General features: G+C 71.8%; 20 protein-coding genes, 1 tRNA gene and 1 pseudogene. 10 read left to right on the top strand and 12 right to left on the bottom strand.

The features are described 5' to 3' along the window. Positions 1–13: 13 nt before the first annotated feature. A complete protein-coding gene (locus tag ACN9MP_RS16840; protein ID WP_426322085.1) occupies positions 14–1,000 on the top strand; it encodes an LLM class F420-dependent oxidoreductase in 987 nt (328 codons plus the stop codon). A 32-nt stretch (positions 1,001–1,032) separates the two neighbouring features. On the opposite strand, the gene ACN9MP_RS16835 is transcribed toward ACN9MP_RS16840, so the two are convergent. The 5 genes from ACN9MP_RS16835 to galT form a co-directional block, all read right to left on the bottom strand. Further along, positions 1,033–2,562: a carboxylesterase/lipase family protein gene (locus ACN9MP_RS16835; RefSeq protein ID WP_426322084.1), complete on the bottom strand. Its 1,530-nt coding sequence runs from the start codon at positions 2,560–2,562 to the stop codon at positions 1,033–1,035. Beyond that, complete coding sequence (locus ACN9MP_RS16830) at positions 2,559–3,200, bottom strand: TetR/AcrR family transcriptional regulator (RefSeq protein WP_426322082.1); 642 nt, start codon at positions 3,198–3,200, stop codon at positions 2,559–2,561. Before ACN9MP_RS16830 ends, ACN9MP_RS16835 begins: the two co-directional genes overlap by 4 nt. Before the next feature lie 228 nt (positions 3,201–3,428). Beyond that, entirely contained in the window at positions 3,429–4,271 is an 843-nt protein-coding gene (locus ACN9MP_RS16825) for an alpha/beta fold hydrolase (protein ID WP_426322080.1), read from the bottom strand. A 123-nt stretch (positions 4,272–4,394) separates the two neighbouring features. Continuing rightward, complete coding sequence (gene galK / locus ACN9MP_RS16820) at positions 4,395–5,603, bottom strand: galactokinase (RefSeq protein ID WP_426322079.1); 1,209 nt, start codon at positions 5,601–5,603, stop codon at positions 4,395–4,397. Further along, positions 5,600–6,829 (bottom strand): galactose-1-phosphate uridylyltransferase, encoded by a 1,230-nt coding sequence (gene galT, locus ACN9MP_RS16815; protein ID WP_426326086.1) that lies wholly within the window; start codon positions 6,827–6,829, stop codon positions 5,600–5,602. The genes galK and galT overlap by 4 nt, the downstream gene beginning before the upstream one ends. Before the next feature lie 122 nt (positions 6,830–6,951). Between galT and ACN9MP_RS16810 the strand changes: the two genes are divergently transcribed. Further along, positions 6,952–8,025, top strand: a complete 1,074-nt coding sequence (locus ACN9MP_RS16810; RefSeq protein WP_426326085.1) for a LacI family DNA-binding transcriptional regulator — start codon at positions 6,952–6,954, stop codon at positions 8,023–8,025. Between the two features lie 42 nt (positions 8,026–8,067). Here ACN9MP_RS16810 and galE read toward each other — a convergent pair whose 3' ends face one another. Beyond that, the gene (gene galE / locus ACN9MP_RS16805; RefSeq protein ID WP_426322078.1) at positions 8,068–9,045 is read right to left on the bottom strand and encodes a UDP-glucose 4-epimerase GalE; all 978 of its coding nucleotides are present in this window, start codon (positions 9,043–9,045) and stop codon (positions 8,068–8,070) included. A gap of 146 nt (positions 9,046–9,191) precedes the next feature. On the opposite strand from galE, the gene ACN9MP_RS16800 reads away from it, so the two are divergent. Beyond that, positions 9,192–10,319, top strand: coding sequence for a glycerate kinase (locus ACN9MP_RS16800; RefSeq protein ID WP_426322076.1), 1,128 nt, complete (start codon positions 9,192–9,194; stop codon positions 10,317–10,319). A 530-nt stretch (positions 10,320–10,849) separates the two neighbouring features. Here the strand turns inward: ACN9MP_RS16800 and ACN9MP_RS16795 are convergent. Then, the gene (locus ACN9MP_RS16795) at positions 10,850–11,887 is read right to left on the bottom strand and encodes a LacI family DNA-binding transcriptional regulator (RefSeq protein WP_426322074.1); all 1,038 of its coding nucleotides are present in this window, start codon (positions 11,885–11,887) and stop codon (positions 10,850–10,852) included. Positions 11,888–12,315: 428 nt separating this feature from the next. On the opposite strand from ACN9MP_RS16795, the gene ACN9MP_RS16790 reads away from it, so the two are divergent. Next, on the top strand, positions 12,316–12,597 hold the full coding sequence (locus tag ACN9MP_RS16790; RefSeq protein WP_426322072.1) for a GlsB/YeaQ/YmgE family stress response membrane protein: 282 nt from the start codon (positions 12,316–12,318) through the stop codon (positions 12,595–12,597). Between the two features lie 83 nt (positions 12,598–12,680). Here the strand turns inward: ACN9MP_RS16790 and pgm are convergent, their stop codons facing one another. After that, a complete protein-coding gene (gene pgm, locus ACN9MP_RS16785) occupies positions 12,681–14,324 on the bottom strand; it encodes a phosphoglucomutase (alpha-D-glucose-1,6-bisphosphate-dependent) (protein ID WP_426322070.1) in 1,644 nt (547 codons plus the stop codon). Positions 14,325–14,507: 183 nt separating this feature from the next. Between pgm and pheA the strand changes: the two genes are divergently transcribed. Beyond that, positions 14,508–15,488, top strand: a complete 981-nt coding sequence (pheA, locus tag ACN9MP_RS16780; protein WP_426322069.1) for a prephenate dehydratase — start codon at positions 14,508–14,510, stop codon at positions 15,486–15,488. Positions 15,489–15,519: 31 nt separating this feature from the next. On the opposite strand, the gene ACN9MP_RS16775 is transcribed toward pheA, so the two are convergent. The 4 genes and pseudogenes from ACN9MP_RS16775 to ACN9MP_RS16760 form a co-directional block, all read right to left on the bottom strand. Beyond that, positions 15,520–16,587, bottom strand: a complete 1,068-nt coding sequence (locus tag ACN9MP_RS16775; protein ID WP_426322068.1) for an LLM class flavin-dependent oxidoreductase — start codon at positions 16,585–16,587, stop codon at positions 15,520–15,522. A gap of 152 nt (positions 16,588–16,739) precedes the next feature. Beyond that, a pseudogene (locus ACN9MP_RS16770) lies at positions 16,740–17,438 on the bottom strand (NADPH-dependent F420 reductase); the annotation flags it as partial. A gap of 21 nt (positions 17,439–17,459) precedes the next feature. Next, positions 17,460–18,815, bottom strand: coding sequence for a cryptochrome/photolyase family protein (locus ACN9MP_RS16765; RefSeq protein ID WP_426322067.1), 1,356 nt, complete (start codon positions 18,813–18,815; stop codon positions 17,460–17,462). Positions 18,816–19,295: 480 nt separating this feature from the next. Further along, complete coding sequence (locus ACN9MP_RS16760; protein WP_426322065.1) at positions 19,296–20,777, bottom strand: diacylglycerol kinase family protein; 1,482 nt, start codon at positions 20,775–20,777, stop codon at positions 19,296–19,298. Between the two features lie 96 nt (positions 20,778–20,873). On the opposite strand from ACN9MP_RS16760, the gene serS reads away from it, so the two are divergent. The 5 genes from serS (at position 20,874) to ACN9MP_RS16735 (ending at position 25,856) form a co-directional block, all read left to right on the top strand. Further along, positions 20,874–22,139: a serine--tRNA ligase gene (serS, locus tag ACN9MP_RS16755; protein ID WP_426322063.1), complete on the top strand. Its 1,266-nt coding sequence runs from the start codon at positions 20,874–20,876 to the stop codon at positions 22,137–22,139. Continuing rightward, on the top strand, positions 22,136–23,044 hold the full coding sequence (locus tag ACN9MP_RS16750; RefSeq protein WP_426322061.1) for an HAD family hydrolase: 909 nt from the start codon (positions 22,136–22,138) through the stop codon (positions 23,042–23,044). The genes serS and ACN9MP_RS16750 overlap by 4 nt, the downstream gene beginning before the upstream one ends. A gap of 141 nt (positions 23,045–23,185) precedes the next feature. Further along, a tRNA-Ser gene (locus ACN9MP_RS16745) sits at positions 23,186–23,270 on the top strand. Between the two features lie 37 nt (positions 23,271–23,307). Further along, positions 23,308–24,570 (top strand): LCP family protein, encoded by a 1,263-nt coding sequence (locus ACN9MP_RS16740; protein ID WP_426322059.1) that lies wholly within the window; start codon positions 23,308–23,310, stop codon positions 24,568–24,570. Continuing rightward, positions 24,570–25,856, top strand: a complete 1,287-nt coding sequence (locus ACN9MP_RS16735; RefSeq protein WP_426322057.1) for an LCP family protein — start codon at positions 24,570–24,572, stop codon at positions 25,854–25,856. Before ACN9MP_RS16740 ends, ACN9MP_RS16735 begins: the two co-directional genes overlap by 1 nt. Positions 25,857–26,005: the final 149 nt, after the last annotated feature.

Here is a 26,005-nt window from a genome sequence, read left to right as displayed (position 1 = left end):
TAGGGTGGGGATCATGCGCTTCGGAACCTTCATCCCCCAAGGCTGGCGATTCGATCTCGTCGGCATCGAGCCCGCGGACCACTGGGAGGTGATGAACGGTCTCGCACAGCGCGCCGACGCCGGCGTGTGGGAGTCCCTCTGGGTCTACGACCACTTCCACACGACGCCGGTCCACTCGGATGAGGCGACCCACGAGGCGTGGACCCTGATGGCCGCCTTCGCCGCCTCGACCAGCCGCATCCGGCTCGGCCAGATGTGCACGTGCATGGGCTACCGCAACCCGGCCTATCTCGCCAAGGTCGCCGCGACCGTCGATATCGTCTCGGGGGGACGCACCGAGATGGGCATCGGCGGCGGATGGTACGAGCACGAGTGGGAGGCCTACGGGTACGGGTTCCCGCCCGTGCCGGAGCGGCTCCGGATGCTGCGCGAGGGCGTCGACATCATGCAGCAGGCCTGGACGACCGGACGCGCCACGCTCGACGGCAGGCACTACCAGGTCGACGGGGCGATCGTGCGGCCGCTTCCGCTGCAGGACGGCGGCATCCCGTTCTGGATCGCCGGCGGCGGCGAGAAGGTGACCCTGAAGATCGCCGCGAAGTACGCCTCGTACACCAACTACTCCGGCTCGCTCGACGAGATCGACCGCAAGAGCACGGTGCTGCGCGAGCACTGCGACGCGCTGGGCCGCGACTTCTCGGAGATCACGCGGTCGTCGAACTTCAACACCATCGTCGGCGCGACCGAGGCCGAGGCCCACGAGCGCCTCGCCGTGGTCAAGGAGCGCCTCCTGCCGCACGTCGGCCGGGAGCGGGCCGACCGGATCGAGCACGACTACCTCACGTCGCCCGCTTTCGGCTCGGTGGAGCAGGTCGTCGAGCGGCTCGCCGAGCGCGAGCGCCACGGCATCGCCTACGCGATCCACTACTTCCCCGAGGCCGCCTACGACCTCTCGGGCATCGAGCTGTTCGAGCGCGAGGTGATCACGGCCCTCGCCTGAGCGGGCGTTTCGGGCCCGGCGCGTGAGCGGGGTCAGACGAGGGCGCGAACGCTCCGGTAGCCGTCGGCGATGACGTCGGGGGCGGATGCTGCGCCCCCGAACACGCGGGTGGTGCCGGCCGCGTCGGACCAGGGCCGCCACCCCGGGTCGTCGCCGCGGGCGAGCCCGACGGCTGCGCCGTGGACGGCGGCGGCGAGACGGTGCGGGGGCGCATCGCCGGCGATCGCCGCGACGTGAGGCTCGTCGAGGCAGTCGAACCAGAAGGGCACATCGAGGCAGTGCAGCGCCCAGCGCTTCGTCGGCGAAGGCCACGAGAAGCGGTACGCCCACGTCGCGGCGTGACCCGGCCCCGCGGAAACCTGGGCCCCGGTGGCCCGGGCTTCGGCGACCCGGACCACCGTCGACCGGAAGACCGTGTCGGTCACATAGCGGCCGAGCATCGCGGCCGTGCCCAGCCGGCGCTGCGCACGGTTGTCGGCGAGGTAGGCGCGGCGGCGTGCGCGCGGCACGCCGAGCTTCGCCAGGGCGATGCCCACGGGAATGAACCGGAGCTTCCGGGCGGCGCCGTCGAGCACCATCGTGAACTCGTCGTCGGTGCTGCCGATCACCAGCGGCTTGTCTGCGCCCACGCCGGCCCGGAGCGACTCGATCGTGGGCCGCGGGACGAGCTCCCCGTCGACGCTCGGCCCCCAGGGAAGGCCATCGCCGAGCAGCGAGCGGGCGACGGCGAGGCGGTCGTCCGGCTCCGGGTCGCCGGCCTTCGACTGCAGGCCGTGCAGCGTCTGCTCCGAGACGGATGCGAACCCCTCGCGGGTCGGCGTGACGCCGGCGAGCGCCGCGAGTCGTTCCGCTGCGGCCCGCGCCCGCTCCTGCGACACATCGGCGAGCGCGGCCGACATCGCCCAGGCGGCGTGGAAGAGGTGCTGGGCTGCCGGCATCCCGAGCAGCGTGAGCACCGCCCCGCCGCCGGCCGACTGCCCGGCGATGGTGACGCGCGCCGGGTCTCCGCCGAACTCGGCGATGTTGTCCTGCACCCACTGCAGCGCGAGAAGCCAGTCCCGCACACCGCGATTCGACGGGGCGCCCTCGATGCACCCGAACCCGTCGAAGCCCAGCCGGTACGAGATGGTCACGGTCACGACCCCGTCACGGGTGAAGGCCCGCCCGTCGTACCAGGGGCTCGCGGGGGAGCCGGAGATGTAGCCGCCGCCGTGGATCCACACGATCACCGGCAGCGCCGCGCCGTTCCGGCCGGGGGCCGGCGTGAAGACGTTGACGTTGAGGGTGGAGTCGCCGGGAATGGCGGGCTCGGGGATCAGGGTGATCCCCGAGGCGTCGCGGTGCGCCGTGGCGCCGAACTCGAGTGCGTCGCGCACGCCTTCCCACGGCGCCGCCGGCACCGGTGCGGCGAATCGCAGCTCGCCGACCGGGGCCTTGGCGAAGGGGATGCCGAGGAACGCCGCCGATCCGCCGGCTCCCGGCTCTCCCCGCCAGGAACCCCGCACCCGCCCGGCGACGGTGTCGGCCTCCGCGAATCGGGTGGCGACGGTGATGTCGGTCACGCGTTGCCCTCCGAGGTGAGCAGGGTGAACAGGGCGTCGACCGTCGCTGCCATATCGACCTCGGGATCGAGCATCCACTGCAGCTGGATGCCGTCGGCGACGGCCTGGAACAGGCGCGCCAGCGTGTCGGCATCGACGCGGTCGGTGATCCTGCCCGCGGACTGTCCCTCGGCGACCACCGCGGCGAAGAAGCCGCGCAGGTTCCGCCCTCGCGTGGAGAAGAACCGGTGCGCGGGATGCTCGGGGTCTGCGGCGTCGACCGACAGCCGGGCGAAGAGGTGTACGAGACCGGGGACCTCGGCGTTGCCGCGGATCACACTCAGGTAATCGGCGCGCAGGTCGCGTACCTCGCGATCCGCCGGTCCGTTGAGACCCCGGGAGAGATCGCCGCCCAGCCCGAGGCGCGCCGAGTCGAGCTCGTCGCGCTTGCGGAGGATCTCCGTGAAGAGCTCTTCCTTGCTGTCGAAGTAGTGGAGGAGTCCGGCCTGACTGAGGCCGGCGGCATCCGCCATCTCCTTGACCGATGCACCGCGATAGCCCTCGCGGGCGACGACGTCGAGAGCCCGCTCGAGGATCTCCTCGCGCTTGGCGACGCCTTTCGCGTAGGAGCCGCGCCGCCCCGTCCCGCCTTCCGTCATAAGAGAAGTGAACCAAACAACACAAGGTTTTGGTTCGCGGATGCCATGGCTGCGGGGAGTCGCCGCTGCGTCGTTGTCTTCGTTTCGGGGCAATGAACTTCCGGTTCACACGGCTTCGCGGGGTCGCGGGGCTCGTGGGAGCTGCGTGAACCGGAAGTTCATCGGCCGATAGGGAAGGTGTCTGCGCCGGGGCCGGCAACGGCAAGCCCCGGGCATCCGTCGCGGGCGTCAGCTCCTGAGGAAGGCGAGGAGCGCCTCGTTCACCTCGGCGCCGTGCGTCCAGAGCAGGCCGTGGGGTGCGCCCTCGATCTCGATGTACGTGGCGTCCGGCAGCAGGTCCTTGAACCGGCGTGCCGTCACGTCGATGGGCAGGATGTTGTCGGCGGTGCCGTGGAGGATGAGCGCAGGCACATCGATGGCGGGGATGTCGGCGCGGAAGTCCGTCGGCCACGTCAGCGGCGCCGCGGCGAGCGCAGTGTTGCCGGCGCGATCCGCGACCCGCACGCTGGCGTCGAGCGCCTCCTGCGAGATGCGCGAGCCGAGGTTGTCGTCGAGGTTGTAGAAGTCCTGGAAGAACCCCCTGATGAACGCGTACCGGTCTTCGCGGACGGACTGCGAGATGCCGTCGAAGAACTCCTGGGGCCCGGCGCCGTCGGGGTTGTCGTCGGACTTCAGCAGATAGGGCTCGAGCGAGCCGAGGAAGGCCACCTTGGCGATGCGGCCGCTGCCGTATCGCGAGAGGTAGCGGGCGATCTCGCCGGTGCCCATGGAGAACCCGACGAGCACCGCTTCGCGCAGGTCGAGGTCTTCGACGAGCGCATGCAGGTCGGCGGCGAACGTGTCGTAGTCGTACCCCGAGCCGGCCTTCGTCGACTCCCCGAACCCGCGGCGGTCGTAGGCGATCACGCGGTAGCCCGCATCGAGCAGCGCGGCCTGCTGCTTGCCCCACGACTCGCCGTTCAGCGGGAAGCCGTGGATCAGCACCACAGGCTGCGCGTCGGCCGCTCCCTGGTCGGTGTAATAGAGGTCGACGTCGACCGAGTTCTCGGTTCCCACGGTGATGTACGCCACGATCGCTCCTTCTGCGCCGCGAACGGATGCCGCGGCCCTGCGTTCGACGCTAGGGCGCGGCATCCGTCATCGCCAGTGTCTTGAACGTGCGCGTGTGGAGCATTCGCGCGACGCCGGCAGACGTCAATCGCGGGCGGCGCCCGCCGACGGCGTCACGGTGAAAATCGTCGGGGCGGTGAACCCGGATGCCTCGAATGCGGCACGTGCGGCGGCGGCGACTCGCTCCACGCTGTCGTGCGAGACGAGCGCGATCGCGGCGCCGCCGAAGCCGCCCCCCGTCATCCGCGCGCCGACGGCGCCGGCGCCGAGCGCCGCCTCGACCGCGGTGTCGAGCTCGGGGACCGAGATCTCGAAGTCGTCCCGCATCGACGCGTGCGACGCGACCAGGAGGTCGCCGATCGCGGTGGGGCCCTGCTCGCGGAGCGTGCGGACCGTGTCGAGCACGCGCTGGTTCTCGGTGACGATGTGCCGCGCACGGCGGAAGGTGACCTCGTCGACGAGTCCGGCGAGCCGGGGAAGGTCGGCCGCGGCGACGTCGCGCAGCGCCGGGACGCCCATCGCCGCGGCGGCCCGCTCGCAGGCCGCGCGGCGCTCGCCGTAGCCTCCCGTGGCGTGCGAGTGCTTGACGCCGGTGTCGATGACGAGGAGCTCGAGGCCTGCGTCCGCGAAGCCCAGGTCGACCACCTCCGCCTCCAGCGAGCGGCAGTCCAGGAAGATCGCCGCGTCGGGGCGGCCGAGGAGCGACGCCATCTGGTCCATGATCCCCGTCGGTGCGCCCACCGCCTCGTTCTCGGCGCGGCGGCCGATCTGCGCGAGTGCCGGGCCGTCGAGGTCGAGGCCCCACGTCTCGGCGAGGGCGACGGCGGTTGCGCCCTCGATGGCGGCGGACGACGAGAGTCCGGCGCCCACCGGCACGTCCGATGCGAACGCCAGGTCGACGCCGGTGACCGACCGAGGGTCGGCTTCCGCGGCCTCGATGAGCGCCCACGCCACGCCCAGCGGGTAGCGGGCCCACTCGGGAACCTCGTCGCGCCGGCCGGGGAAGAGCTCGGCCAGCTCGGCCAGCCCCGCCTCCACGACGCCCCCGTCGCCGTCGGACGACCGGAGGAACCGGGAGACGACGCGGATGCGTGCGTCCTGCCGCGGAGCGAGGGCCACGTGCGTGCGGTGCTGGATCGCGAAGGGCAGCACGAAGCCGTCGTTGTAGTCGGTGTGCTCGCCGATCAGGTTGACGCGGCCCGGCGCCGACCACGTGCCCACGGGCTGCGGCCCGTACGCCGTGGCGGAGAGGGCGCGGGCGGCATCGGCCGTGCGCGTGCCGGTGGTGGTCACAGGGTCTCCTCCGGAACGGATGCGACGGCTTCGCGCAGCTTCGCGGCGGCCGTCTCGGGCGGAATGTCCCCGATCCAGGCGCCCATCGCCGCCTCGGAACCGGCGAGGAACTTGAGCTTGTCGGCCGCGCGGCGCGGCGACGTGAGCTGCAGGTGCAGGCGGGCGGTGTCGCGCCCGCGGTGGACGGGAGCCTGGTGCCAGGCGGCGATGTACGGCGTCGCCGAGTCGTAGAGCGCGTCGACCCCGCGCAGCAGGCGCAGGTACAGCGGCGCGAGTTCGTCGCGCTCGGCCGGCGTGGTCTCGGCGAAGTCGGCCACGTGCCGGTGCGGCAGCAGGTGGATCTCGATCGGCCACCGGGCCGCGAAGGGCACGAACGCCGTCCAGTGCTCGCCCTCCAGGATCACGCGCTCGCCCGCGCGCTCGAACTCGAGGATGCGCGCGAAGAGGTCGGGTCCCTCGCGATCGATCGACGCGAGGAGGCTCGTCGTGCGGGGCGTGATGTAGGGATACGCGTAGATCTGGCCGTGGGGGTGGGGGAGCGTGACGCCGATGGCCTCGCCGCGGTTCTCGAACGGGAACACCTGCTCGACGCCGGGCAGTGCCGACAGCGCGGCCGTGCGGTCGGCCCACGCCTCGATGACCGTGCGGGCGCGGGTGGCCGTCAGCGAGCCGAACGACCCGGCGTGCTCGGGGCTGAAGCACACGACCTCGCATCGTCCGACGCTCGTGCGCGTGCGGCCGAGGCCCGGCGCGACGAGGTCGTCGAGGCCGCGCGGAGGTTCGGGCGCGACCAGGGCCGCGCCGTCTGTCGCCCCGGCGTCGGCGGGGTCGGCCGGGTGCGAGGGGTGCGCGACGGCGAGGGCCGGTCCGAAGGAGGGCGACTTGTTCTCGAAGACGGCGACGTCGTAGGCCGACGGGATCTCCGACGGGTTGGTCGGCGTCTGCGGCGCCAGCGGATCGAGGTGCGCCGGCGGCAGGAACGCCCGGTTCTGGCGCGACGCGGCGATCGACACCCAGTCGCCCGTCAGCACGTCACGCCGCATGGTCGCGGTCTCGGGCCGGGGAGCGAGTTCGCGGGCGTCGACGGCGCGGTCGGGCCCGAGCGTCGTGCCGGGGTCGTCGTAGTAGATCAGCTCGCGGCCGTCGGCGAGGCGGGTGGGGCGCTTCACGACGCCGGCGCTGAGCGTGCGGGCTTCGGACATCCCGGAGGAGCCGAACTCAGTCATGTTCACGTCAACACGCTAGCAAGTCCGCTATGTTATCGTCAACACGGCGAGGCGCTGTGGAGTTTTGCGGCGCCGGCAGATGCCGAAAGGGGTCGCGGGTGAGCACCGACAGGCGCGTATCGATGGCACACGTCGCTGCGCGCGCCGGCGTCTCGGGCCAGACGGTCTCGCGGGTGGTCAATGCGAGCCCCCGCGTCGACCCCGCGACGCGGGCACGGGTGGAGGCCGCGATGGCCGAGCTGGGGTACCGTCCGCACCGCGCCGCCCGCGCGCTGCGCACCGGTCGCACGCAGACCCTCGGCCTGGTGGTCTCGACGCTGGCCTCGGTGGGCAACTCCCGCATGCTGCAGGCGGTGGCGGATGCCGCCGCCCTCCGCGGCTACGCACTGACGGTCGTGACGCTCGGCGCCGACGCCGACGTCGCGACCGCCTTCGAGCGGCTCGCCGAGCAGGGCGTCGACGGGGCCATCGTGCTGAACGAGGCGACCGAGCGGGTGCGCGAGGCCGATCTTCCGGCGGCCGGACTACGGCTCGTCGTCGTGGATGCTCCGCAGGACGACCGCTTCGGTCCGATGCCCTCGTCCAGCCCCGTGCCCCCATTCAGCCCGGTGCCCCCATTCAGCCCGGTGCCCCCCTTCAGCCCGGTGCCCCCCTTCAGCATCGTCGAGACCGACCACGCCGCGGGTGCGCGCTCCGCCGTCGAGCACCTCCTCGCGCTGGGTCACCAGACCGTGCACCATCTCGCCGGACCGGCCGGATCGTTCGCCGCGGCCGAGCGCGAACGGGGCTGGCGTGAAACCCTCGCGGAGGCCGGAGCGGCTGCGCCGCCTCTCGTGCGCGGAGACTGGACGTCCGCATCGGGCTTCGCCGCGGCATCCGCTCTCCTGGATGGTGGCGCGACGGCTGTCTTCGCGGCGAACGACCAGATGGCGCTCGGACTGCTGCGCGCGGTGGCCGAGTCCGGCCGTGCCGTGCCGGGCGACGTGAGCGTCGTGGGGTTCGATGACGTCGCGGATGCCGCGGACTACCGTCCGCCGCTCACGACGGTGCGGCAGGACTTCGACACTCTCGGCGGTCGCGCGGTGGCCGTGCTCGTCGAGGGGATCGAAGCGGGCGCGACGGTGGCGTTCGAGACGGTCCCCACGCACCTGGTCGTGCGCGGCAGCACCGCGCCGGCTCCGTCGCCCGGTCGTTGAGCGGGCGAGGAACGAGCGCCACGAGACGCCGCGAACCGGACGTCAGCCGGCGGCGCGGCGGGCTTCCCAGCCGGTGCGCACCATCTCGTCGACGGTGTAGCGGTTCCGCCAGTCGAGGTCGCGGGCGGCCAGCTCGCCGGTCGCCACGATGCGGTCGGGGTCGCCCGGCCGGCGGGGTGCGATCTCGGGCGTGAAGTCGATTCCCGTGACCCGTGCCATCGCGTCCATGATCTCGCGCACGCTGAGGCCGTTCTGCGAGCCGAGGTTGTAGGCCGGCTGGATCGGCTCGCCCGCGAGCAGGCGCTGGGCGGCGGCGACGTGGGCGGCGGCGATGTCGGTCACGTGCACGTAGTCGCGCACGTTGGTGCCGTCGGGGGTGTCGTAGTCGTCGCCGTTGATGCGGGGCGTCTTGCCGGCGAGCAGGGCTTCGAACACCAGGGGGAACAGGTTGTGCGGGCTGCTGTCGTAGACGGACGGGTCGCCCGAGCCGACGACGTTGAAGTACCGCAGCGACGTGTGACGGAGCGGATGCGCGGACTCGGCCGTCGCGATCGCCTGGTCGCGGATGAGCCACTCGCCGATGAGCTTCGACTCGCCGTAGGGCGAGGCCGGACGTTTCGGCAGGTCCTCGGTGACGAGCGGCACGTCGGGCGTGCCGTAGACCGCTGCCGACGACGAGAACACCAGGTTGGCGACGCCCGCGGCCTCCATCGCGGCGAGGAGCGCGCGCGTGCCTTCGACGTTCTGCGCGTACGTGTGCAGGGGCCGCTGCACCGAGACGCCGGCGTACTTGAAGCCGGCGAGGTGGATGACTCCCACCACCGCGTGCTCACGGAGGGTGCGCTCGACGAGGTCCGCGTCAAGGATCGACCCCTGGACGAACGCCACATCGTCGGGCACGAAGCCGGCGTGACCGCTCGAGAGGTCGTCGATCACGACGGGCGTCAGGCCCGCGCCGTCGAGCGCGCGGACGATGTGGGCGCCGATGTAGCCGGCACCTCCGGTCACGAGCCAGGTCATGTCACTCCGTCGGTCGGGGTCGGGTGGGGGCGATCGCCGAGCGGCGCCGCGATCCATTCTGCCCGGTCGGGCACCGCGCCTCAGACGCGGGCCGCCCCGCGCGTCGCGCTGCAGCCGCGCCAACGCAGCCCGAGGAGAATGACCCCATGGCACACACCGTCGTGATGGCGCCCGATTCGTTCAAGGGAACCATCGGAGCGGCGCCCGCCGCGGCTGCGCTCGGCGCGGGCTGGACGAGGGTGCGCGGAGCCGACGACATCCGCCTCCTGCCCATGGCCGACGGCGGCGAGGGCACGGTCGACGCCTTCGCCACCGCGGTGCGCGGCTCCCGGCGCATGCCGGTCACCGTGACCGGCCCCGAGGGCGTGCCGGTCGAGGCCACCTGGGTGCTGCTTCCCCCGACGCCGGACGCGCCGCAGGAGACGGCCGTCGTCGAGCTCGCCGGCACGAGCGGCATCGAGCTGCTGGGCACGCCGCCGCGGCTGCGGGCGCTCGACGCGCACACCCGGGGCTTCGGCGAGACGATCGCCGCCGCCCTCGCCCACGGCGTGTCGCGGCTGGTGCTGGGCATCGGGTCGAGCTCGTCGACCGACGGCGGCGCCGGCATGCTCACCGCTCTGGGCGCGCGATTCACGGATGCCGCGGGCTCACCCATCGCCGATGGCGCGCGTGGTCTCGCGACAGTGGCTCACGCCGACCTGTCCGGGCTCGTGCCGCTTCCCCCCGGCGGCGTCACGGTGCTGAGCGACGTCACCAACCCTCTCCTCGGCCCGCGGGGAGCAGCGGCGGTGTTCGGGCCGCAGAAGGGAGCCCGACCCGGCGACGTCGCGATGCTCGACGCCGGGCTCGCCCGGCTCGCCGGCCTGCTCGATGCGGACCCGCGTTCCGCCGGCGCCGGGGCGGCAGGCGGCACCGGTTTCGGCCTGCTGGCGTGGGGCGCCCGACTGATGCCCGGTGCGGCGGCGGTGGCGGAGCTTGTGGGGCTCGACGCGGCGGTGGCCGCGGCATCCGTCGTCGTCACCGGGGAGGGTTCGTACGACGGTCAGTCCGCCGCGGGCAAGGTGCCGGCCCACGTGCGGGCGGTCGCGGCGGCGGCGAACGTGCCCGTGTCGCTGGTCGCAGGGCGCATCGCACCCGATGCCGACACCTCGGGCTTCGCCGCGACGGCATCGCTCACCGAGCTCGCCGGGTCGGGCGACGCCGCGATGACCGACGCCGTGCGGTGGCTGGAGGAGGCCGGAGCCCGGCTCGCTGCCGCCTTCGGCAACCGCTGACCCGGCGACGTTCCCCGACCGGCCCCAGACGCGCCGGGCGCTCGGGCTGGACGTGGGGGTGCCGAGGTGGCAGGCGTGGTCGTTCTGCGCGGGTGGAGGCGGCGCTGGGTGACACCTTTGCTGGACGTGGGGGTGCCGAGGTGGCAGGCGTGGTCGTTCTGCGCGGGTGGAGGGGGCGCTGGGTGACACCTTTGCTGGACGTGGGGGTGCCGAGGTGGCAGGCGTGGTCGTTCTGCGCGGGTGGAGGCGGCGCTGGGTGACACCTTTGCTGGACGTGGGGTGCCGAGGTGGCAGGCGTGGTCGTTCTGCGCGGGTGGAGGGGGCGCTGGATGACACCTTCGCTGGACGTGGGGGTGCCGAGGTGGCAGGCGTGGTCGTTCTGCGCGGGTGGAGGGGGCGCTGGGTGACACCTTTGCTGGACGTGGGGGTGCCGAGGTGGCAGGCGTGGTCGTTCTGCGCGGGTGGAGGCGGCGCTGGGTGACACCTTTGCTGGACGTGGGGGTGCCGAGGTGGCAGGCGTGGTCCGGGCGTCAGCTGCGCGGCGGCGTGCTGGCCCGCACGATCACCTCGAGCGGCAGTGGCGGCTCGTCGGCGGCCTCCCACTCCGCGTCCGTCGCGGCGCGGAGGGCGTGGTAGCCGAGATCCTCGAGCGGCACGCGTACGGTGGTGAGGCCGGGACGGATGTCGCGGCCCGTGGCGATGTCGTCGAAGCCGGCGACGGCGACGTCGGCGCCGACCTGGCGGCCCGCATCGCGGACGGCCGACATGACGCCGATGGCCACGACATCGCAGACGCCGAAGATGAGGGTGCCCGGCGCGGTGTCGTTCTCGAGCAGCTCCGACGCGGCCGCGTAGCCGGCGTCTCGCGTGAAGCCGGCGCGATGCACCTCGCGTACAGTGCCGCCCGCCGAGGCGAAGCCCTCGGTGAAGCCGTCGAGGCGGTCATCCGACGTTCGGATGCCCTCGGATGCGGCGACCACGATCGCATCGCGGTAGCCCAGGCGCCCGAGCTCGACGCCGAGCGCCGCCGCGCCGCCGCGATTGTCGACGGCGACCGAGCGTGCCCCGCCGCCTCCGGGACCGACCACGACGACACGCCCGCCCGTGTGCGAGAACGCGTCGAGTTCGCCCTGGAGTCCCACGGCATCGGGGCCCTCCACGCGGGATGCCGCGAGGATGAGTCCGCGCGGACGCTGGCCGCGCAGCGCATGGACGAGCTTGACCTCACGCTGCGGATCGCGTTCGGTGATCGCAATGGTGACGACGAGGCCCGCCTCGTCGGCGCCGCGGGCGACACCCGATGCGAGCTGTCCGAAGTACGGGTCGGCGATGTCGGCGACCAGGAGCGCGACGATCGCGGAGGTGCCGCGCGCGGTGGCCTGCGCGGACAGATTGGCGGTGTAGCCGAGCTTCTCGGCCGCCGCCTCGACGCGCTCGCGGTAGCTTTCGGCGACTTTGCGCGTAGAGCCGTTGAGTACGCGTGAGGCGGTGGCGAGCGAGACGCCGGCCACGCGCGCGACGTCGTGCAGGGTTGCGGCGCCACGGGCAGGCGCGATGATGTCGCTCACAGGCCAGAGTCTAGAGCTTGTGTCCGGTTGCGGCGAGGGGTCGGGAAGCGCTTGCCGGTCCATCCCGGAGGCTCGTTTCCAGCGCGCGCCGCCTCCGCCTCTTCCGCCGGTGAACCCGGCGCGCACAGGTCGATCCGGCTTCCGCAGGCACCGGGCGTGCACAGGTCGACGCCGCTTCCGCAGGACGGGTCGCGCCCTTTCGCTCCTGTAGAACCCCGGTTGACCTGTCGAAGGGGAGTTCAGCGGGGGGGGGGGGGGAGAGAGAGAGAGAGACCCGGGCCGCAGCGCGCGATTTTCCCGCCCGGCGGTTGCGCTGTCAAGGGTTCGGCCGATTCCGACGGCAAGTCCTCAGCAGCGGTAGCGTCGGGGCATCTCAACGGAGACGCCGCAACCCCCCCCCGCGGTGCTCACGAGACAAAGGAGAGATCATGCTTTGGACCATCCTGGGACTCATCATCATCGGCCTCATCGCCGGCCTCATCGCTCGTGCCGTCATCCCCGGCAAGCAGAGCATGGGCATCCTGCTGACGATCGTGCTCGGCATCGTGGGCTCGTTCGTCGGCGGATTCCTCGGCTACCTGCTCTTCGGCGCCGACCCCAACGGCGGCTTCCTGCAGCCGGCGGGCATCATCGGCTCGATCCTCGGAGCGATCATCGTGCTCGGCCTCTACGTGCTGTTCACGCGTCGCCGCGGCGTGGGCCGCGTCTGACGCCCGGAGCCGACCCCACGAAGAGCGCGAACCCGCACGAGAAGTCGTGCGGGTTCGCGCTCTCCGTCTGCGCAGCGCGGCGTTCAGGCGCCGGCGAGCGCCTGCGACACCACCTCACGGGCCTCGGCCTGCACCTGCGCGAGGTGCTCGGGGCCGCGGAGCGACTCGGCGTAGAGCTTGTAGACGTCCTCGGTGCCCGACGGGCGAGCCGCGAACCACGCGTGCTCGGTCTGCACCTTGAGTCCGCCGATCGCGGCGCCGTTGCCCGGCGCGTGCGACAGCTTGGCGGTGATCGGCTCGCCGGCGAGCTCGGTCGCGGTGACCGCCTCGGGCGCCAGCTTCCCGAGGGCGGCCTTCTGGGCGGGTGATGCCGGGGCATCCACTCGCTGATAGGCCGAGGCCCCGAACTCCGCCTCGAGTTCCGCATAGCGCTGCGAGGGCGTCTTGCCGGTGACGGCGAGGATCTCGGATGCCAGGAGGCACAGCAGGATGCCGTCCTTGTCGGTCGTCCACACCGTGCCGTCGAAGCGCAGGAACGACGCCCCGGCGGATTCCTCGCCGCCGAACGCGACCGACCCGTCCAGAAGCCCGGGCACGAACCACTTGAAGCCGACCGGGACCTCGAGCAGCGGCCGCCCGAGGGAATCGGCCACGCGGTCGATGATCATGGAGCTGACGAGGGTCTTCCCCACCGCGGCATCGGTCGGCCACTCCGGCCGGTGCGAATACAGGTAGTCGATCGCGACGGCCAGGTAGTGGTTGGGGTTCATGAGGCCGCCGTCCGGCGTCACGATGCCGTGCCGGTCGGCGTCGGCGTCGTTGCCGGTGAGGATGTCGTACTCCTCGCGGCGGCCGATGAGACCGGCCATCGCCGACGGCGACGACGGATCCATGCGGATCTTCTCGTCCCAGTCGAGCGTCATGAAGCGCCACGTCGGGTCGACCTCGGGGTTGACGACTTCGAGTTCGAGGCCGTGCACCTCGGCGATGAGCGCCCAGTACTCGACCGAGGCTCCCCCGAGCGGGTCGGCGCCGATGCGCACACCCGCGCGGCGGATCGCCTCGACGTCGATGATGTTCGCGAGGTCGCGGACGTACGCGTCGCGGAAGTCATACTGGCCCAGCGTGTCGGCGTCGAGGTCCTTGAACGGGGTGCGCGCGACGCCGTCGAGCCCGGCCGCGATGAGCTCGTTCGCCCGGTTCGCGATCCAGCCGGTGGCATCGGTGTCGGCGGGGCCGCCGTTCGGCGGGTTGTATTTGAAGCCGCCGTCGCGCGGCGGGTTGTGGCTCGGTGTCACCACGATGCCGTCGGCGCGACCCGGGTCGGCGGCATCCCGTCCCCGGTTGTAGGCGAGGATCGCGTGACTCAGCGCCGGCGTCGGCACCCACGAGTCGCGGGAGTCGACGCGCACGTCGATGCCGTTGGCCACCAGGACCTCGATCGCGCTGCGCTCGGCCGGCAGCGACAGGCCGTGCGTGTCGCGCCCCAGGAACAGCGGTCCCTCGATGCCCTGGCTCTTGCGGTAGTCGACGATCGCCTGCGTCGTGGCGAGGATGTGGGTCTCGTTGAAGCTCGCCGACAGCGAAGAGCCGCGGTGTCCGCTGGTGCCGAACGCGACGCGCTGCTCGGGCACCGCCGGATCTGGTGCGACGTCGTAGTAGGCGGCGATCAGCTCATCGATGTCGATGAGGTCGGATGCTTCGGCGGGCTGTCCTGCTCGAGTCATGGATCCCAGTCTGCCCCGTCGCGGGGGTCCGTGTCGTGGGCTTGACGCCGCATGTCTCCTGGGCCGTCTGCAGACCTCCACGGATCTGCGTCAGCGGCGACGCCGCGGCACCGCGTTTCCGCGGCTGTCGGTGCAGGGCGCCCACGAATCCGTGGAGTTTTGCGCCGGGCTAGGCTGACACGCGTGACTTCCGAGCTCGCCGGCGCCGAGGCATCCGTTCCCGTCCGCCGCACGTACAGCTACCTGGGGCCCGCCGGCACGTTCACGGAGGCTGCGCTCGCGCAGGTGCCCGAGGCGCGCGCCCAGGAGTGGCGGCCCGTCCGCAACGTGGGCGAGGCGCTCGCCGACGTGGTGGAGGGACGCTCGGACGCGGCCATGATCGCCATCGAGAACTCCGTCGACGGGGGCGTGTCGACGGCGCAGGACGCCCTGGCCACCGTACCGGGCCTGCGCATCGTCGGGGAGTACCTCGTTCCCGTCGAGTTCGTGCTGGTCGGCCGGCCCGGCGCCCGCCTCGAGGACGTCTCGCTCATCGCCGCCCATCCGGTGGCGTACGCGCAGTGCCTGCAGTGGCTCTCGCGCACGCTGCCGGCCCATGCGCACGTGCCTGCGGCCAGCAACGTCGCGAGCGCGATGGGGCTGATGGACGGGTCGAGCGATGCGGATGCTGCGATCGCCCCGCCGGGAATCCTCGAGCACCACGAGCTCGAGCTTCTCGCCTCGAACATCGGCGACAACCCGAACGCCGTGACGAGGTTCGTGCTCGTGAGCCGCACGGTCGCGCCGCCGCCCCCGACCGGTGCCGACAAGACGTCCCTCATCGTCGAGCTGCCCGACGACCACCCCGGCGCGCTGCTCGAGATGCTCGAGCAGTTCGCCACTCGCGGCATCAACCTGTCGCTGCTGGCCTCCCGCCCCATCGGCGACGAGCTCGGCCGCTATCGCTTCGTCGTCGACGCCGACGGGCACCTCGAGGATGAGCGCATGGCCGACGCGCTCCTGGGCCTGCGGCGCTTCAGCCCGCGCGTGACGTTCCTCGGCTCGTACCCGCGCGCCGACCGCGCCGTCATCCGCTACCCCGAGCGCTACGCCGACGACGTGTTCGTCGAGGCGCGCGACTGGCTGCGCGGCCTGCTCAGCGGCGAGCCCGAGGAGCGGGAGTGACCGGCACCTTCCCGACGTGCCACCGCCCCGCTCAGCCGAGGCCGAGTTCGGTGGCCAGCAGCTCGAGGGTCTGCAGGCGTCCGGGGGCGGCATCCATCGGCTCCTCCTCATAGGCGCCGGCGATCGGCGAGATCATGACCTCGTCGACGCCGTGGCGAGCGGCGAAGGAGCGGAGATCGGATGCCACGCCCTCGGCCGTGCCCACGAACCACTTCGCCCGTGCCGAGGTCATGAAGGTCTCGCCGAGGCCCGCGAAGTCCGCCGCGTTCGCCAGGGCGTACTCGACCGTCTCGAGCGGGACGAGCGGCTTGTTCGTGCGCAGGCGCGCCGTCATGCGCAGGTTGGGCAGGGCGCGGGCCTCCGCCTCGTCCTGCGTGGGGGCGACGAGCACGTTCGCGGTAAGGAAGGTGCGGGGCGCAGCCAGCGTCTCCGACGGCTGGAAGGCTGTGCGGTACAGCTCCAGCGCACGCTCGAGGCCCTCGCCCGAGAAGTGGTTCGCGAAGACGTACGGCAGTCCCAGGGCGGCCGCCAGCTGCGCGGAGTAGTCGCTCGAACCGAGCAGCCACACCTCGGGGGTCGTGGTGGCGGCCGGGGTCGCGTGCACGTCGTAGGTGCCGCCCGACGTGAAGCGCAGCGACGCGCCGTCGGGGGCGATCAGCGAGATGATGTCGCGCACATGGTCGGGGAACCGCTCGACGTCGCTCGTCGTGCCGCTCTGACGCAGCAGCTGGGTGATCACCGGGTCCGACCCCGGCGCCCGCCCGAGACCGAGGTCGATACGCCCGGGCGCGAGCGCCTCGAGCGCCGCGAACTGCTCGGCGACGACGAGCGGCGAGTGGTTCGGCAGCATGACGCCGCCCGACCCGAGACGGATGCGCGAGGTGCGCGCCGCGGCCGCGGCGGCGAGCACCGGCGGGGTCGTCGATGCCACGGCGGGCATGTTGTGGTGCTCGGCGAACCAGTAGCGGCGGTAGCCGAGCTGGTCGGCGGCCTCGACGAGGGAGAGGGATGCCGCGACCGCCTGTGCGCTCGACTGACCCGTGCGCACGGGCACCAGGTCGAGGACGGACAGGGCCGGGGCGGAGGTCGGAGTGCTCATCTCCACGGACAACCCGCCGCGGCATCCGCTCTATTCCGCTTCGTCCTCGCCACGACGTCGGAGATCTGCGTCCCGTCGGAGCAGGGGTTCGTCCCGGTCCGACTTCGTGCAGATCTCCGACCCCGCGGCGCGCGGGCCGGAGGCGCCGCCCGCTACGGCAGGCGGTTCGCCTTCGCGAGGTTCTCGCGCAACTGGTCGGCGGTCTGCCGGACGACGTACGCAGGACGGTCGCGCTCGAGGCGCCACGACTCGCTGAGCGGACCGGCGCTCACCGTGTCGAAGCCGAGAGCGTCGTAGACGCCGGTGACGAACTCGACCGCCTCGGGGTGGTCGCTCGCGGTGCCCAGGGCGCGGCGCGCGGGGTCTCCCGCGGGATGTCCGCCGGCGTTGATGTCGGAGGCCAAGATGTGGTTGAAGGCCTTGACGACCTTGGAGGCCGGGAGATGCTCCTGGAGGAGGCCGGATGTCGTCGCCTCGCCGCGATCGAGGGCGTCGATGTGGCCGTCGCGTTCGAAGTAGTAGTTGTTGGTGTCGAGCACGATCTTGCCGGCGAGAGGCTGGACCGGCACATCCTTCAGCGCCTTGAGGGGCACGGTGACGACGGCGATGTCGGCGGCTTCGGCCGCGTCGATCGCGTTCGCCGCGGTGACCTTCGGCCCCAGCTCCTCCACGAGCTCCGCCAGGCTCTCGGGGCCGCGCGAGTTCGAGATCACGACGTCGTAGCCGAGTCCCGAGAAGGCGCGGGCGAGCGCGCTGCCGATGTGTCCTGCACCGATGATTCCGATCGTTGTCATGACGGGCTTGAACCCCGGTGCCGGGCGTCGCATTCCGCCCCGGTGCAACGCGCCGTCATCCGCGGGGGCTTCCCCCGCTCACGAGCGCGCGGCGCTCTTGACGTGCTCGTACGCGTCGAGCGCGGCCTGACGCGTCGCGCCGAGGTCGACGACCGGCTCCGGCGGATCGTCGCCGAGGAGCTCCGGCGCCCACGCCCGCACGTAGTGCCCGTCGGGGTCGAACCTCTTCGCCTGCAGCACCGGGTTGAAGATGCGGAAGTACGGAGCAGCGTCGGCGCCCGACCCCGCGACCCACTGCCAGTTGAACGCGTTGTTCGCTCCGTCGGCGTCGACCAGCGTGTCCCAGAACCATTCCTCGCCCCGGCGCCAGTCGATGAGCAGGTTCTTGACGAGGAAGGATGCCGCCACCATCCGCACGCGGTTGTGCATGTAGCCCGTGTGCCACAGCTCGCGCATCCCGGCGTCGACGAGGGGAACGCCGGTGCGGCCGTGCCGCCACGCGTCCAGGTGGGTCGGCAACGGCTGCGGCCACGGGAACGCGTCGAATTCCGGCCGCAGGTTCTTGGTCGCGAGATCGGGGAAGCGGTACAGGGTGTGCCAGGCGAACTCCCGCCAGCCGAGCTCGGAGAGGAAGCGCCCTCCGTTGCCGGCCTCGATGGCCTCGTGCCACACGGTGTACGGGCTCACCTCGCCCCACCGCAGCCGCGGCGACAGCAGCGACGTCGCGCCGGCGGCCGGCTCGTCCCGCGCGCGGTCGTAGGAGGCGAGGTCGTGCTCGACGAACTGCCGGAGGCGCCGTCGCGCGGCGGGTTCGCCGGGCTCCCACGTCTCCCGAAGTCCGCCTGCCCAGTCGGGGTCGCGGGGGAGCAGGCGCCAGTCGTCGAGGGGATCGGATGGCGGCACCCGGCGGATCCCGGCGAGCTCGCGCGGCTCGGGCAGCGGCGCCCGGGGCGACGGCAGCGCGAGGCAGGCGCGCCAGAACGGCGTGAACACCGAGAAGTGCGTTCCTGCGCCGGTGGTGACGGTCCAGGGCTCGAACAGCAGCGACCCGGCGAACGACGCCACCTCGACGTCGTCGTCGCGAAGCGCGGCCTTCAGGCCTGCATCGATCGTGCGCTCGGGGCCGCCGTAGCGGCGGTTCCAGAAGACGGCGCCGGCCGCGGCATCCCTCACGACCTCCCGTACCACGCGGTCGGCCGGCCCCCGCCGCAGCACGAGGCTCGCGCCCCGCTCGCGCAGGCGTTCGCCGAGCGAGGTCAGCGAGTGGTGCAGCCACCACCGGGCGGCGCCGCCCAGGGGACGCACACCGGGGGACTCCTCATCGAACACGTAGAGGGCGATGATCGGCTCGCCGCGATCGACCGCCGCGCGCAGGGCGGGGTTGTCGGCCAGACGCAGGTCGTCGCGGAACCACACGATGGTAGGACCGGGCATGGCCCCATCCTGCCGCCCGGATCCACGGCGCGACCCCTCTTGACAACCCTCGCCGCGGCGCCCGTCGCGTCGGGGCACGGGAGGCGGCGTCCTCTGCCACCTTCACCTGGCGGGTGCGACCTTGAGGTGACAGGTGTGGTCGCGTCGGGGCACGGGAGGCGGCGTCCTCTGCCACCTTCACCTGGCGGGTGCGACCTTGAGGTGACAGGTGTGGTCGCGTCGGGGCGCGGGAGGCGGGGTCCTCTGTCACCTTCGTCTCGCGGTGCGACCTTGAGGTGGCAGGTGTGGTCGGGTCGGGGCGCGGGAAGCGGGGTCCTCTGCCACCTTCACCTGGCGGCCGCGACTTGAAGTGGCAGGTGTGGTCGCGTCGTCGTCCGGCAGGCGGCGTCTTCTGCCACCTTCAACCCGACCCCGCCAGGTCGTCGCCACAGGCGGCGGACACGAGCAGAACGGATGCTGCGGCCGCCAGCATCCGTTCCGTCATAGGTCTTCGGTGGTGTGGCCCTTGGGGACGACGAGCAGGAGCGCCGAGGGCTCCACGCGCGTCTTCACCGACAGCGCCTCGCCGAACTCGTCGCCGTCCAGCTGCACCGGCTGCGCGTCATGTGCCGCGAGCTCGATGCCCGCGCCGCGCGAGTAGACGACGGCGTTGTCCCTCGTGCGCAGCGACAGCACCCGGCGGCCGGCGCGGAAGCGGCGCAGGAAGCTGTTGTCCCATGCCACGCGGCGCCACACGAAGAGCCAGCCGAAGAGCCCCTTGGGCTGGAAGATCACGATGTCGAGGGCGCCGTCGGCGACGGATGCCTCGGGGATGAGGTCGAGGCCGGCGGGAAGCTTGCCGCAGTTGGCGAAGAGAACGCTCTGCACGCGCGCCGAGTGCAGGCGGTGGCCCGGCAGCTCGTAGACGACGCGGAAGGGCTTCGCGCTCGTGAGCGACCGCGCCGCGCCGTCGACGTAGGCGACCCAGCCGACCGTCTTCTTCAGCTGCGGGCTGGTGTTGGCGATCATGGCGGCGTCGAGGCCGATGCCGCCCATGACGACGAAGGCGTGCTCGGCGCTCGTGCCGTCGGGGCGTGCCAGCTCGGTCCAGCCCACGTCGATCGACGTGGTGTCGCCGTCGAAGACCGCACGCACCATGGCGTCCGGCTCGGTCAGCGGGAGCTTGAGGTTGCGCGCGAGCAGGTTGCCCGTGCCGCTCGGCACGATCGACAGCGGCACGCCGGAGCCGCTCATCGCCTCCGACACCGCCCGCACGGTGCCGTCGCCGCCCGCCACGAGGACGGCGTCGACACCCTCGTCGAGCGCCTGCCGCGTCACGTCGTCGCCGAGGTCGTCGACGGTGGTCTCGTAGAAGAGGGGCTCCGACCAGCCGGCCTCGGCGGCCAGGCGCGTGACGGTGTCGCGCAGCGCATCGGCGTCGACCTTGATCGGGTTGTACACGAGCGCCGCCTTCGGCGACGGGCGCTCGCCCTCGGATCCGATCGGACGCGTCTCGCCGCCTGGCCCCACGCGACGGGCCTCGCCGCTGTCGTCATCGGTGGTGTCGGACCCGACATCGCCCGGCTCGCGGATCACGTCGTCGGGCTCGGCCGCCGCCTCGGGGTCGGGTGGCTCGGCCTCGGCTGTGGCGGAAGCGTCCCCGCCCGTCTTGGCGGACGCGTCGGCTTCAGCGGGCGCGTTGCCTTTCGCGGATCCGGCCGCAGCGTCCGTTCCCTCCGCCGCGACGTCGGAGACGTCGATCTCGGACGTGCTCGGCCCGTCGGCGTAGATCGCGTCGGCCGGGTGCGGATTGAGATCGGCGGGGATCTCCCCGGTCGCGACGTCTTCGACCGGCGCGTCGCCCGCGACGCCCCGGGAGGCAGCGTCGCCCGCGGCCCCGCTGGTGGGAGCGTCGCCCGAAGCGCCCGCGGTCGGAACGTCGTCGCTGGGTGATTCTTCGCCCGAGCCGGATGCGGTCGCCATGCGGTCCAGATTAGGACGAGAAACCGTCACCCGTCGCCTGCGGCAGGGGACTTGACAGCCGGACGCCGTTCTGCACGCGCCGACTAAGCTTGCAGGGTGATCGATCCCGTGCTGCTCCGCGAAAATCCCGAGCTGGTCAAGCGCTCGCAGGAGGCGCGGGGCGAGCCGCCCGAGACGGTCGACGCCGCGATCGAGGCCGACCGTGCACGACGGGCGGCGATCACGGCGTTCGAAGAGCTCCGTGCGGAGCAGAACGCGCACGGCAAGAAGGTCGCGCAGGCTCCCAAGGAGGAGAAGGCCGCCCTCGTCGCCCAGGCGAAGGAGCTGAGCGAGCGGGTCAAGCAGGCGCAGCACGCGGTGGCCGCCGCCGAAGAGGCATCGGCCGACGCCTTCTCGGCGCTCGAGAACATCGTTATCGAGGGGGTGCCCGCGGGCGGCGAGGACGACTTCGTCACGCTGCGCACGCACGGCGAGATCCCGGCGTTCGGCTTCGAGCCGCGCGACCACCTGGACCTCGGCGAGCGGCTCGGCGCCATCGACATGGAGCGGGGCACCAAGGTGTCGGGCAGCCGCTTCTACTTCCTCACCGGCATCGGCGCGCGGCTCGAGATCGCGCTCATGAACCTCGCGCTCGACCGCGCGCTCCAGGCCGGGTTCACGCCGGTCATCCCGCCGACGCTCGTGCGGCCCGAGGTGATGCGGGGCACCGGGTTCCTGGGCAAGCACTCGGCGGAGGTCTACCACCTCGAAGACGACGACCTGTACCTCGTCGGCACGAGCGAGGTGCCGCTCGCCGGTTATCACATGAACGAGATCCTCGACCTGTCGCGCGGAGCGAAGCGCTACGCCGGCTGGTCGACCTGCTACCGCAGCGAGGCCGGCTCGTACGGCAAGGACACCCGGGGCATCATCCGCGTGCACCAGTTCAACAAGCTCGAGATGTTCGTCTACACGACGCCTGAAGAGGCGGAGACCGAGCACCTGCGCCTCGTCGAGATGCAGGAGCGGATGCTGCAGGACCTGGGTCTGTCGTACCGCGTGATCGACGTCGCCGCCGGAGACCTCGGCTCGAGCGCCGCCCGCAAGTACGACGTCGAGGCCTGGGTGCCGACGCAGAACGCGTACCGCGAGCTCACCTCCACCTCGAACTGCACGACCTATCAGGCCCGCCGGCTCGACATCCGCTACCGTCCCGACGGGGGCAGGACGCAGCCGGTGGCGACCCTCAACGGCACGCTGGCCACCACGCGCTGGATCGTCGCGCTGCTCGAGACCCACCAGCGCGAGGACGGCTCGGTCTCGGTGCCGGAGGTGCTGCGACCCTTCCTCGGCGGACTCGAGGTCATGGAGCCGATCGCGTGACCGAGGCGCACCTGCCGAAGACCGGCTCCATCAGGGTCGTCGCACCGAAGAAGGCCGCCAAGCTGGTGGAGCGGGTGGCCCGCGACACCGAGAACCCTGCCGTCGCCACCGAGCAGCTGCTCATCGCGCTCGACATCGACGGCACGGTGCTGCTGGAGGACGAGTCGCTCAGCCCGGGCGTGGTCGACGCCATCGCCCACGCGCACCGCGCCGGCCACGAGGTGATGGTCGCGACGGGACGCAGCTGGGAGGGCACGCGCGGCATCGTGCGCGTGCTCGGAATCGCGCCGGAGTACGTGGTGTGCTCGAACGGAGCGGTCGTGCTCCAGCGGGTCGAAGCCGACGAACTGCGCTACGACCGCTGGCACGTCGAGACGTTCGACCCGCGCGAGGTGCTCGCGCAGCTGCGCGTGCACCTGCCCGACGCCCGCTACCTCGTCGAGCTCGCGGATGGTCAGCGCCTGTACACCGAGTACCTCGAGGACTGGAACCTCGTGCACGCGCGACGGGTGCCGTTCGAGGAGCTCGGTGCGCAGCCCGTCTGCCGCATCGTCGTGGTGTCGCCCGACCAGGGCGAGCAGGAGTTCGTCGAGCTCGTGAAGCGCATCGGGCTCAACCACGTCTCGTATTCCGTCGGCTGGACGGCGTGGCTCGACATCGCGCCGATGGGCGTCGACAAGAGCACCGGCCTGGAGCTCGTGCGGAACGAGCTGGGCATCGACCCCGCGCACGTGCTGGTGGTGGGAGATGGCCGCAACGACGTCGGCATGTTCCGCTGGGCGCTCGACAACGGCGGTCGTGCCGTCGCGATGGCCCAGGGCCCCCAGGAGGTGCGCGACGCGGCGGGCGAGACCACGTCGTCGGTGCACGACGGCGGCGTCGCCGACGTGCTCCGCCGCCTCTGACCGCGCCCGCCGCCGTTTGTCCACAGGTCGCGCGCGTCCTTCAGAGGATTGCCAGCCGTCGTTGCAAGAATGAGGCGACAGTGCTGTCGGCTAGACTCGACGCCTGTTCGACGGATGCCGCCCCCGGGGCGGCATGTGTCGGGAGGGTTGTCCGAGCGGCCGATGGACCTGGTCTTGAAAACCAGTGGGCAGCAATGTCCCGTGGGTTCGAATCCCACACCCTCCGCAGAATGGTGTGCCGGGGGACCCCGAAAGGAACTTCATTGGGCTCGACGCACAAGCACCCGAGGCGAGGCCGTCGCACGGTCGCCCGCCACGGCGCGCTGTCGTCCCCGAGCCCGTTCGGTTTCATCGCGAGACTCGTGGGCATCATCGCCGCCGTCGTGCTCGTCTCGGGGGTCGGCGTCGCCGCGTATGCCGTGACCGACATCGGGGCGAGCTTCGCCGACGATGCGGTCGATCTCGAGGGCCAGGGCTCGGTCCCGCCCGACATCGGCGCGATCGAGGGCGGCGTCGACCTGCTCCTGGTGGGCACCGACGAGTGCGAGAAGGAGTTCGCCTACCTCTTCGGCGACCGCTGCACGGGTGCGGAGGCCGAGGGTCAGCTCAACGACGTCAACATGCTCGTCCACATCTCCGACAACCCTCGCCGCGTGACGGTCGTGTCGTTCCCGCGCGACCTGATGGTGCCGATCCCGGAGTGCACCGGGGAGGACGGCAGTTCGGCAGGCGGCGTCTCGAAGGCGCAGATCAACTCGGCCTGGGGTTACGGCGGGCTGTCTTGCGTCGCGAAGACGATCAGCGAGCTGAGCGGTGAGAGCATCCCGCTGGCGGCCAAGGTGAGCTTCGGCAACGTCATCAACATCACCGATGCGATCGGCGGCGTGGAGGTCTGCATCGGCAACGGCGGCATCAAGGACCGGTACACCGCCATCGACTGGCCGGCGGGCCCGCGCACGATCAAGGGAGTGGAGGCCCTGCAGTTCCTGCGCACCCGGCACGGCCTCGAGAACGGCAGCGACCTGGCGCGCATCAGCAACCAGCAGCAGTACATGTCGAGCCTGGCGCGCAAGCTCGTCAGCGACGAGGTGCTCACGAACCCGGCGACGCTGTACAAGCTCGCCACGACCGCGGTCGACAACATCACGCCGAGCAAGTCGCTGACGAACCCCATGACGCTCGTGCAGATCGCGCTCGCCGTGAAGGATGTGCCCTTCGAAGACATCGTCTTCGTGCAGTACCCGGTTCTCGAGGACCCGTACGACCCCAACCGCGTCGTCCCCGACTACGACTCGGCCGAGCAGCTGTGGGCGGCGCTGGCTGCCAACGAGGGCATCCAGGTGACGCACGATCAGGACCTCACCGGAGGCGTGATCGTCGCCGAACCCGGGGCCACCGATGCGCCCGCCGACCCCACCGCGACACCGACGCCGGGCGCGACCGCCGTGGCGCTCCCCGACAGCATTCCGGGGCAGAACGCGGCCCAGCAGACCTGCTCCGCCGGCAACGTCAAGGCCGCCGGCTGATGGCGGGGTGGAACCAGCCCTCTGCCGAGGGCCGGGCGCCGCTCGCGCGTCACGGCGCGCTGAAGTCGCGCCATCCGTTCCTCACCCTCCTCTCCATGCTCGGTGTCGTGCTGGGAGTCTTCGGTGTGAGCGCCGCGGGCATCGCCGCCTACAACGTGTGGGATGCGGCGCAGGCCATCTCGGCCAACGCGGTCGTGCTCGACGGCGGCGAGCCGCTGCCGCCGTCGCTCGGCGCGATCGAGGGTGGCGTGAACCTGCTCCTGGTCGGCTCGGACTCGTGCGAGGGGCAGGACGTCAAGCTCTTCCCACGCTGCGCGAACGACGACTCGCCGGGCGAGCGCAACGACGTCACCATGCTCCTGCACATCTCGGACGAGCCGCGCCGTGTGACGGTCGTGTCGTTCCCGCGCGACATGCTCGTGCCGATCCCCTCCTGCCCCGAGGAGGACGGCGAGGGCGACTACGCGGCCCTGTCGTCGCAGATGATCAACGCCTCCTATCAGTACGGGGGACTGGCCTGCACCGTGCGGACGGTCGAATCGCTGATCGATGAGCAGATCGACTTCGCCGCCGCCATCCGCTGGACCGGCGTGATCAACATGTCCGACGCCATCGGCGGCGTCGACGTCTGCGTCGCCGGCGACATCAGCGACGTGCACACGGGCCTCAACCTCACTGCGGGCACCCATACGCTGCAGGGCGTCGAGGCGCTGCAGTTCCTCCGCATCCGTCACGGCATAGGCGACGGGTCCGACCTCGGACGCATCTCGAACCAGCAGCAGTTCATGTCGTCGATGGTGCGCAAGCTGCAGTCGGGGGCGGTGCTGTCGAATCCGGCGACGCTGCTGAACCTGGCGACGACCTTCATCAGCCAGGTGCAGGAGGGCCAGCTCGTGCTGAGCTCCGGCCTCACCAAACCCGCTCTCATGGTGCAGATCGCGATGGCCGTGAAGGACGTGCCGTACGAAGACATCGTCTTCGTGCAGTACCCGACGGTGTACTCGAACGACGGACGCCGGGTGCTTCCGGTGAAGGATGCTGCGCAGGTGCTGTTCGACGCTCTGAAGGCGAATCAGCCACTGGCGCTCACCGGCGATGCGAGCCAGGGCTACGGCGTCGAGGTGACAGGAGAGGTGGCCCAGCCGGGTGCGACCCCGGCTCCGGATGCGACCGAGACGCCGCTCGCCGGCGAGACCCCGGCTGCCACCGACACGCGCGTGGAACTGCCATCCGGCATCGCGGGACAGACCGCCGCGCAGACCACCTGCACGGTGCCCGAGAACTGAGCCGACGCGATCGGGCGACGTTCGGAAGATCGATTTCCGACGTCTCGCGACCGAGTGATCATGCTGCGCACTCGCTGTTCGTTTTGCGTACGATTGAGGTTTGCGGACGCTGCCGCTCCGATAGATTTTCGTGTGCAGGACCGCGCACC

It is taken from the genome of Microbacterium sp. E-13 (assembly GCF_049912955.1).
In the GTDB taxonomy this organism is placed as follows: domain Bacteria; phylum Actinomycetota; class Actinomycetes; order Actinomycetales; family Microbacteriaceae; genus Microbacterium.
Note: the sequence above shows the minus strand (reverse complement) of the source record. Positions and strands in the feature narration are given on the sequence as shown.

What these genes read in the sequence shown, in the direction of transcription:
- ACN9MP_RS16810 (WP_426326085.1), top strand. Translation starts at nt 6,952, where the DNA reads ATGGCACACGTCGCTGCGCGCGCCGGCGTCTCGGGCCAGACGGTCTCG.
- galT (WP_426326086.1), bottom strand. Translation starts at nt 6,829, where the DNA reads ATGACTGAGTTCGGCTCCTCCGGGATGTCCGAAGCCCGCACGCTCAGC.
- ACN9MP_RS16840 (WP_426322085.1), top strand. Translation starts at nt 14, where the DNA reads ATGCGCTTCGGAACCTTCATCCCCCAAGGCTGGCGATTCGATCTCGTC.
- ACN9MP_RS16830 (WP_426322082.1), bottom strand. Translation starts at nt 3,200, where the DNA reads ATGACGGAAGGCGGGACGGGGCGGCGCGGCTCCTACGCGAAAGGCGTC.
- galE (WP_426322078.1), bottom strand. Translation starts at nt 9,045, where the DNA reads ATGACCTGGCTCGTGACCGGAGGTGCCGGCTACATCGGCGCCCACATC.
- ACN9MP_RS16760 (WP_426322065.1), bottom strand. Translation starts at nt 20,777, where the DNA reads ATGGCGACCGCATCCGGCTCGGGCGAAGAATCACCCAGCGACGACGTT.
- ACN9MP_RS16790 (WP_426322072.1), top strand. Translation starts at nt 12,316, where the DNA reads ATGCTTTGGACCATCCTGGGACTCATCATCATCGGCCTCATCGCCGGC.
- ACN9MP_RS16800 (WP_426322076.1), top strand. Translation starts at nt 9,192, where the DNA reads ATGGCACACACCGTCGTGATGGCGCCCGATTCGTTCAAGGGAACCATC.
- ACN9MP_RS16775 (WP_426322068.1), bottom strand. Translation starts at nt 16,587, where the DNA reads ATGAGCACTCCGACCTCCGCCCCGGCCCTGTCCGTCCTCGACCTGGTG.
- pgm (WP_426322070.1), bottom strand. Translation starts at nt 14,324, where the DNA reads ATGACTCGAGCAGGACAGCCCGCCGAAGCATCCGACCTCATCGACATC.
- ACN9MP_RS16735 (WP_426322057.1), top strand. Translation starts at nt 24,570, where the DNA reads ATGGCGGGGTGGAACCAGCCCTCTGCCGAGGGCCGGGCGCCGCTCGCG.
- ACN9MP_RS16765 (WP_426322067.1), bottom strand. Translation starts at nt 18,815, where the DNA reads ATGCCCGGTCCTACCATCGTGTGGTTCCGCGACGACCTGCGTCTGGCC.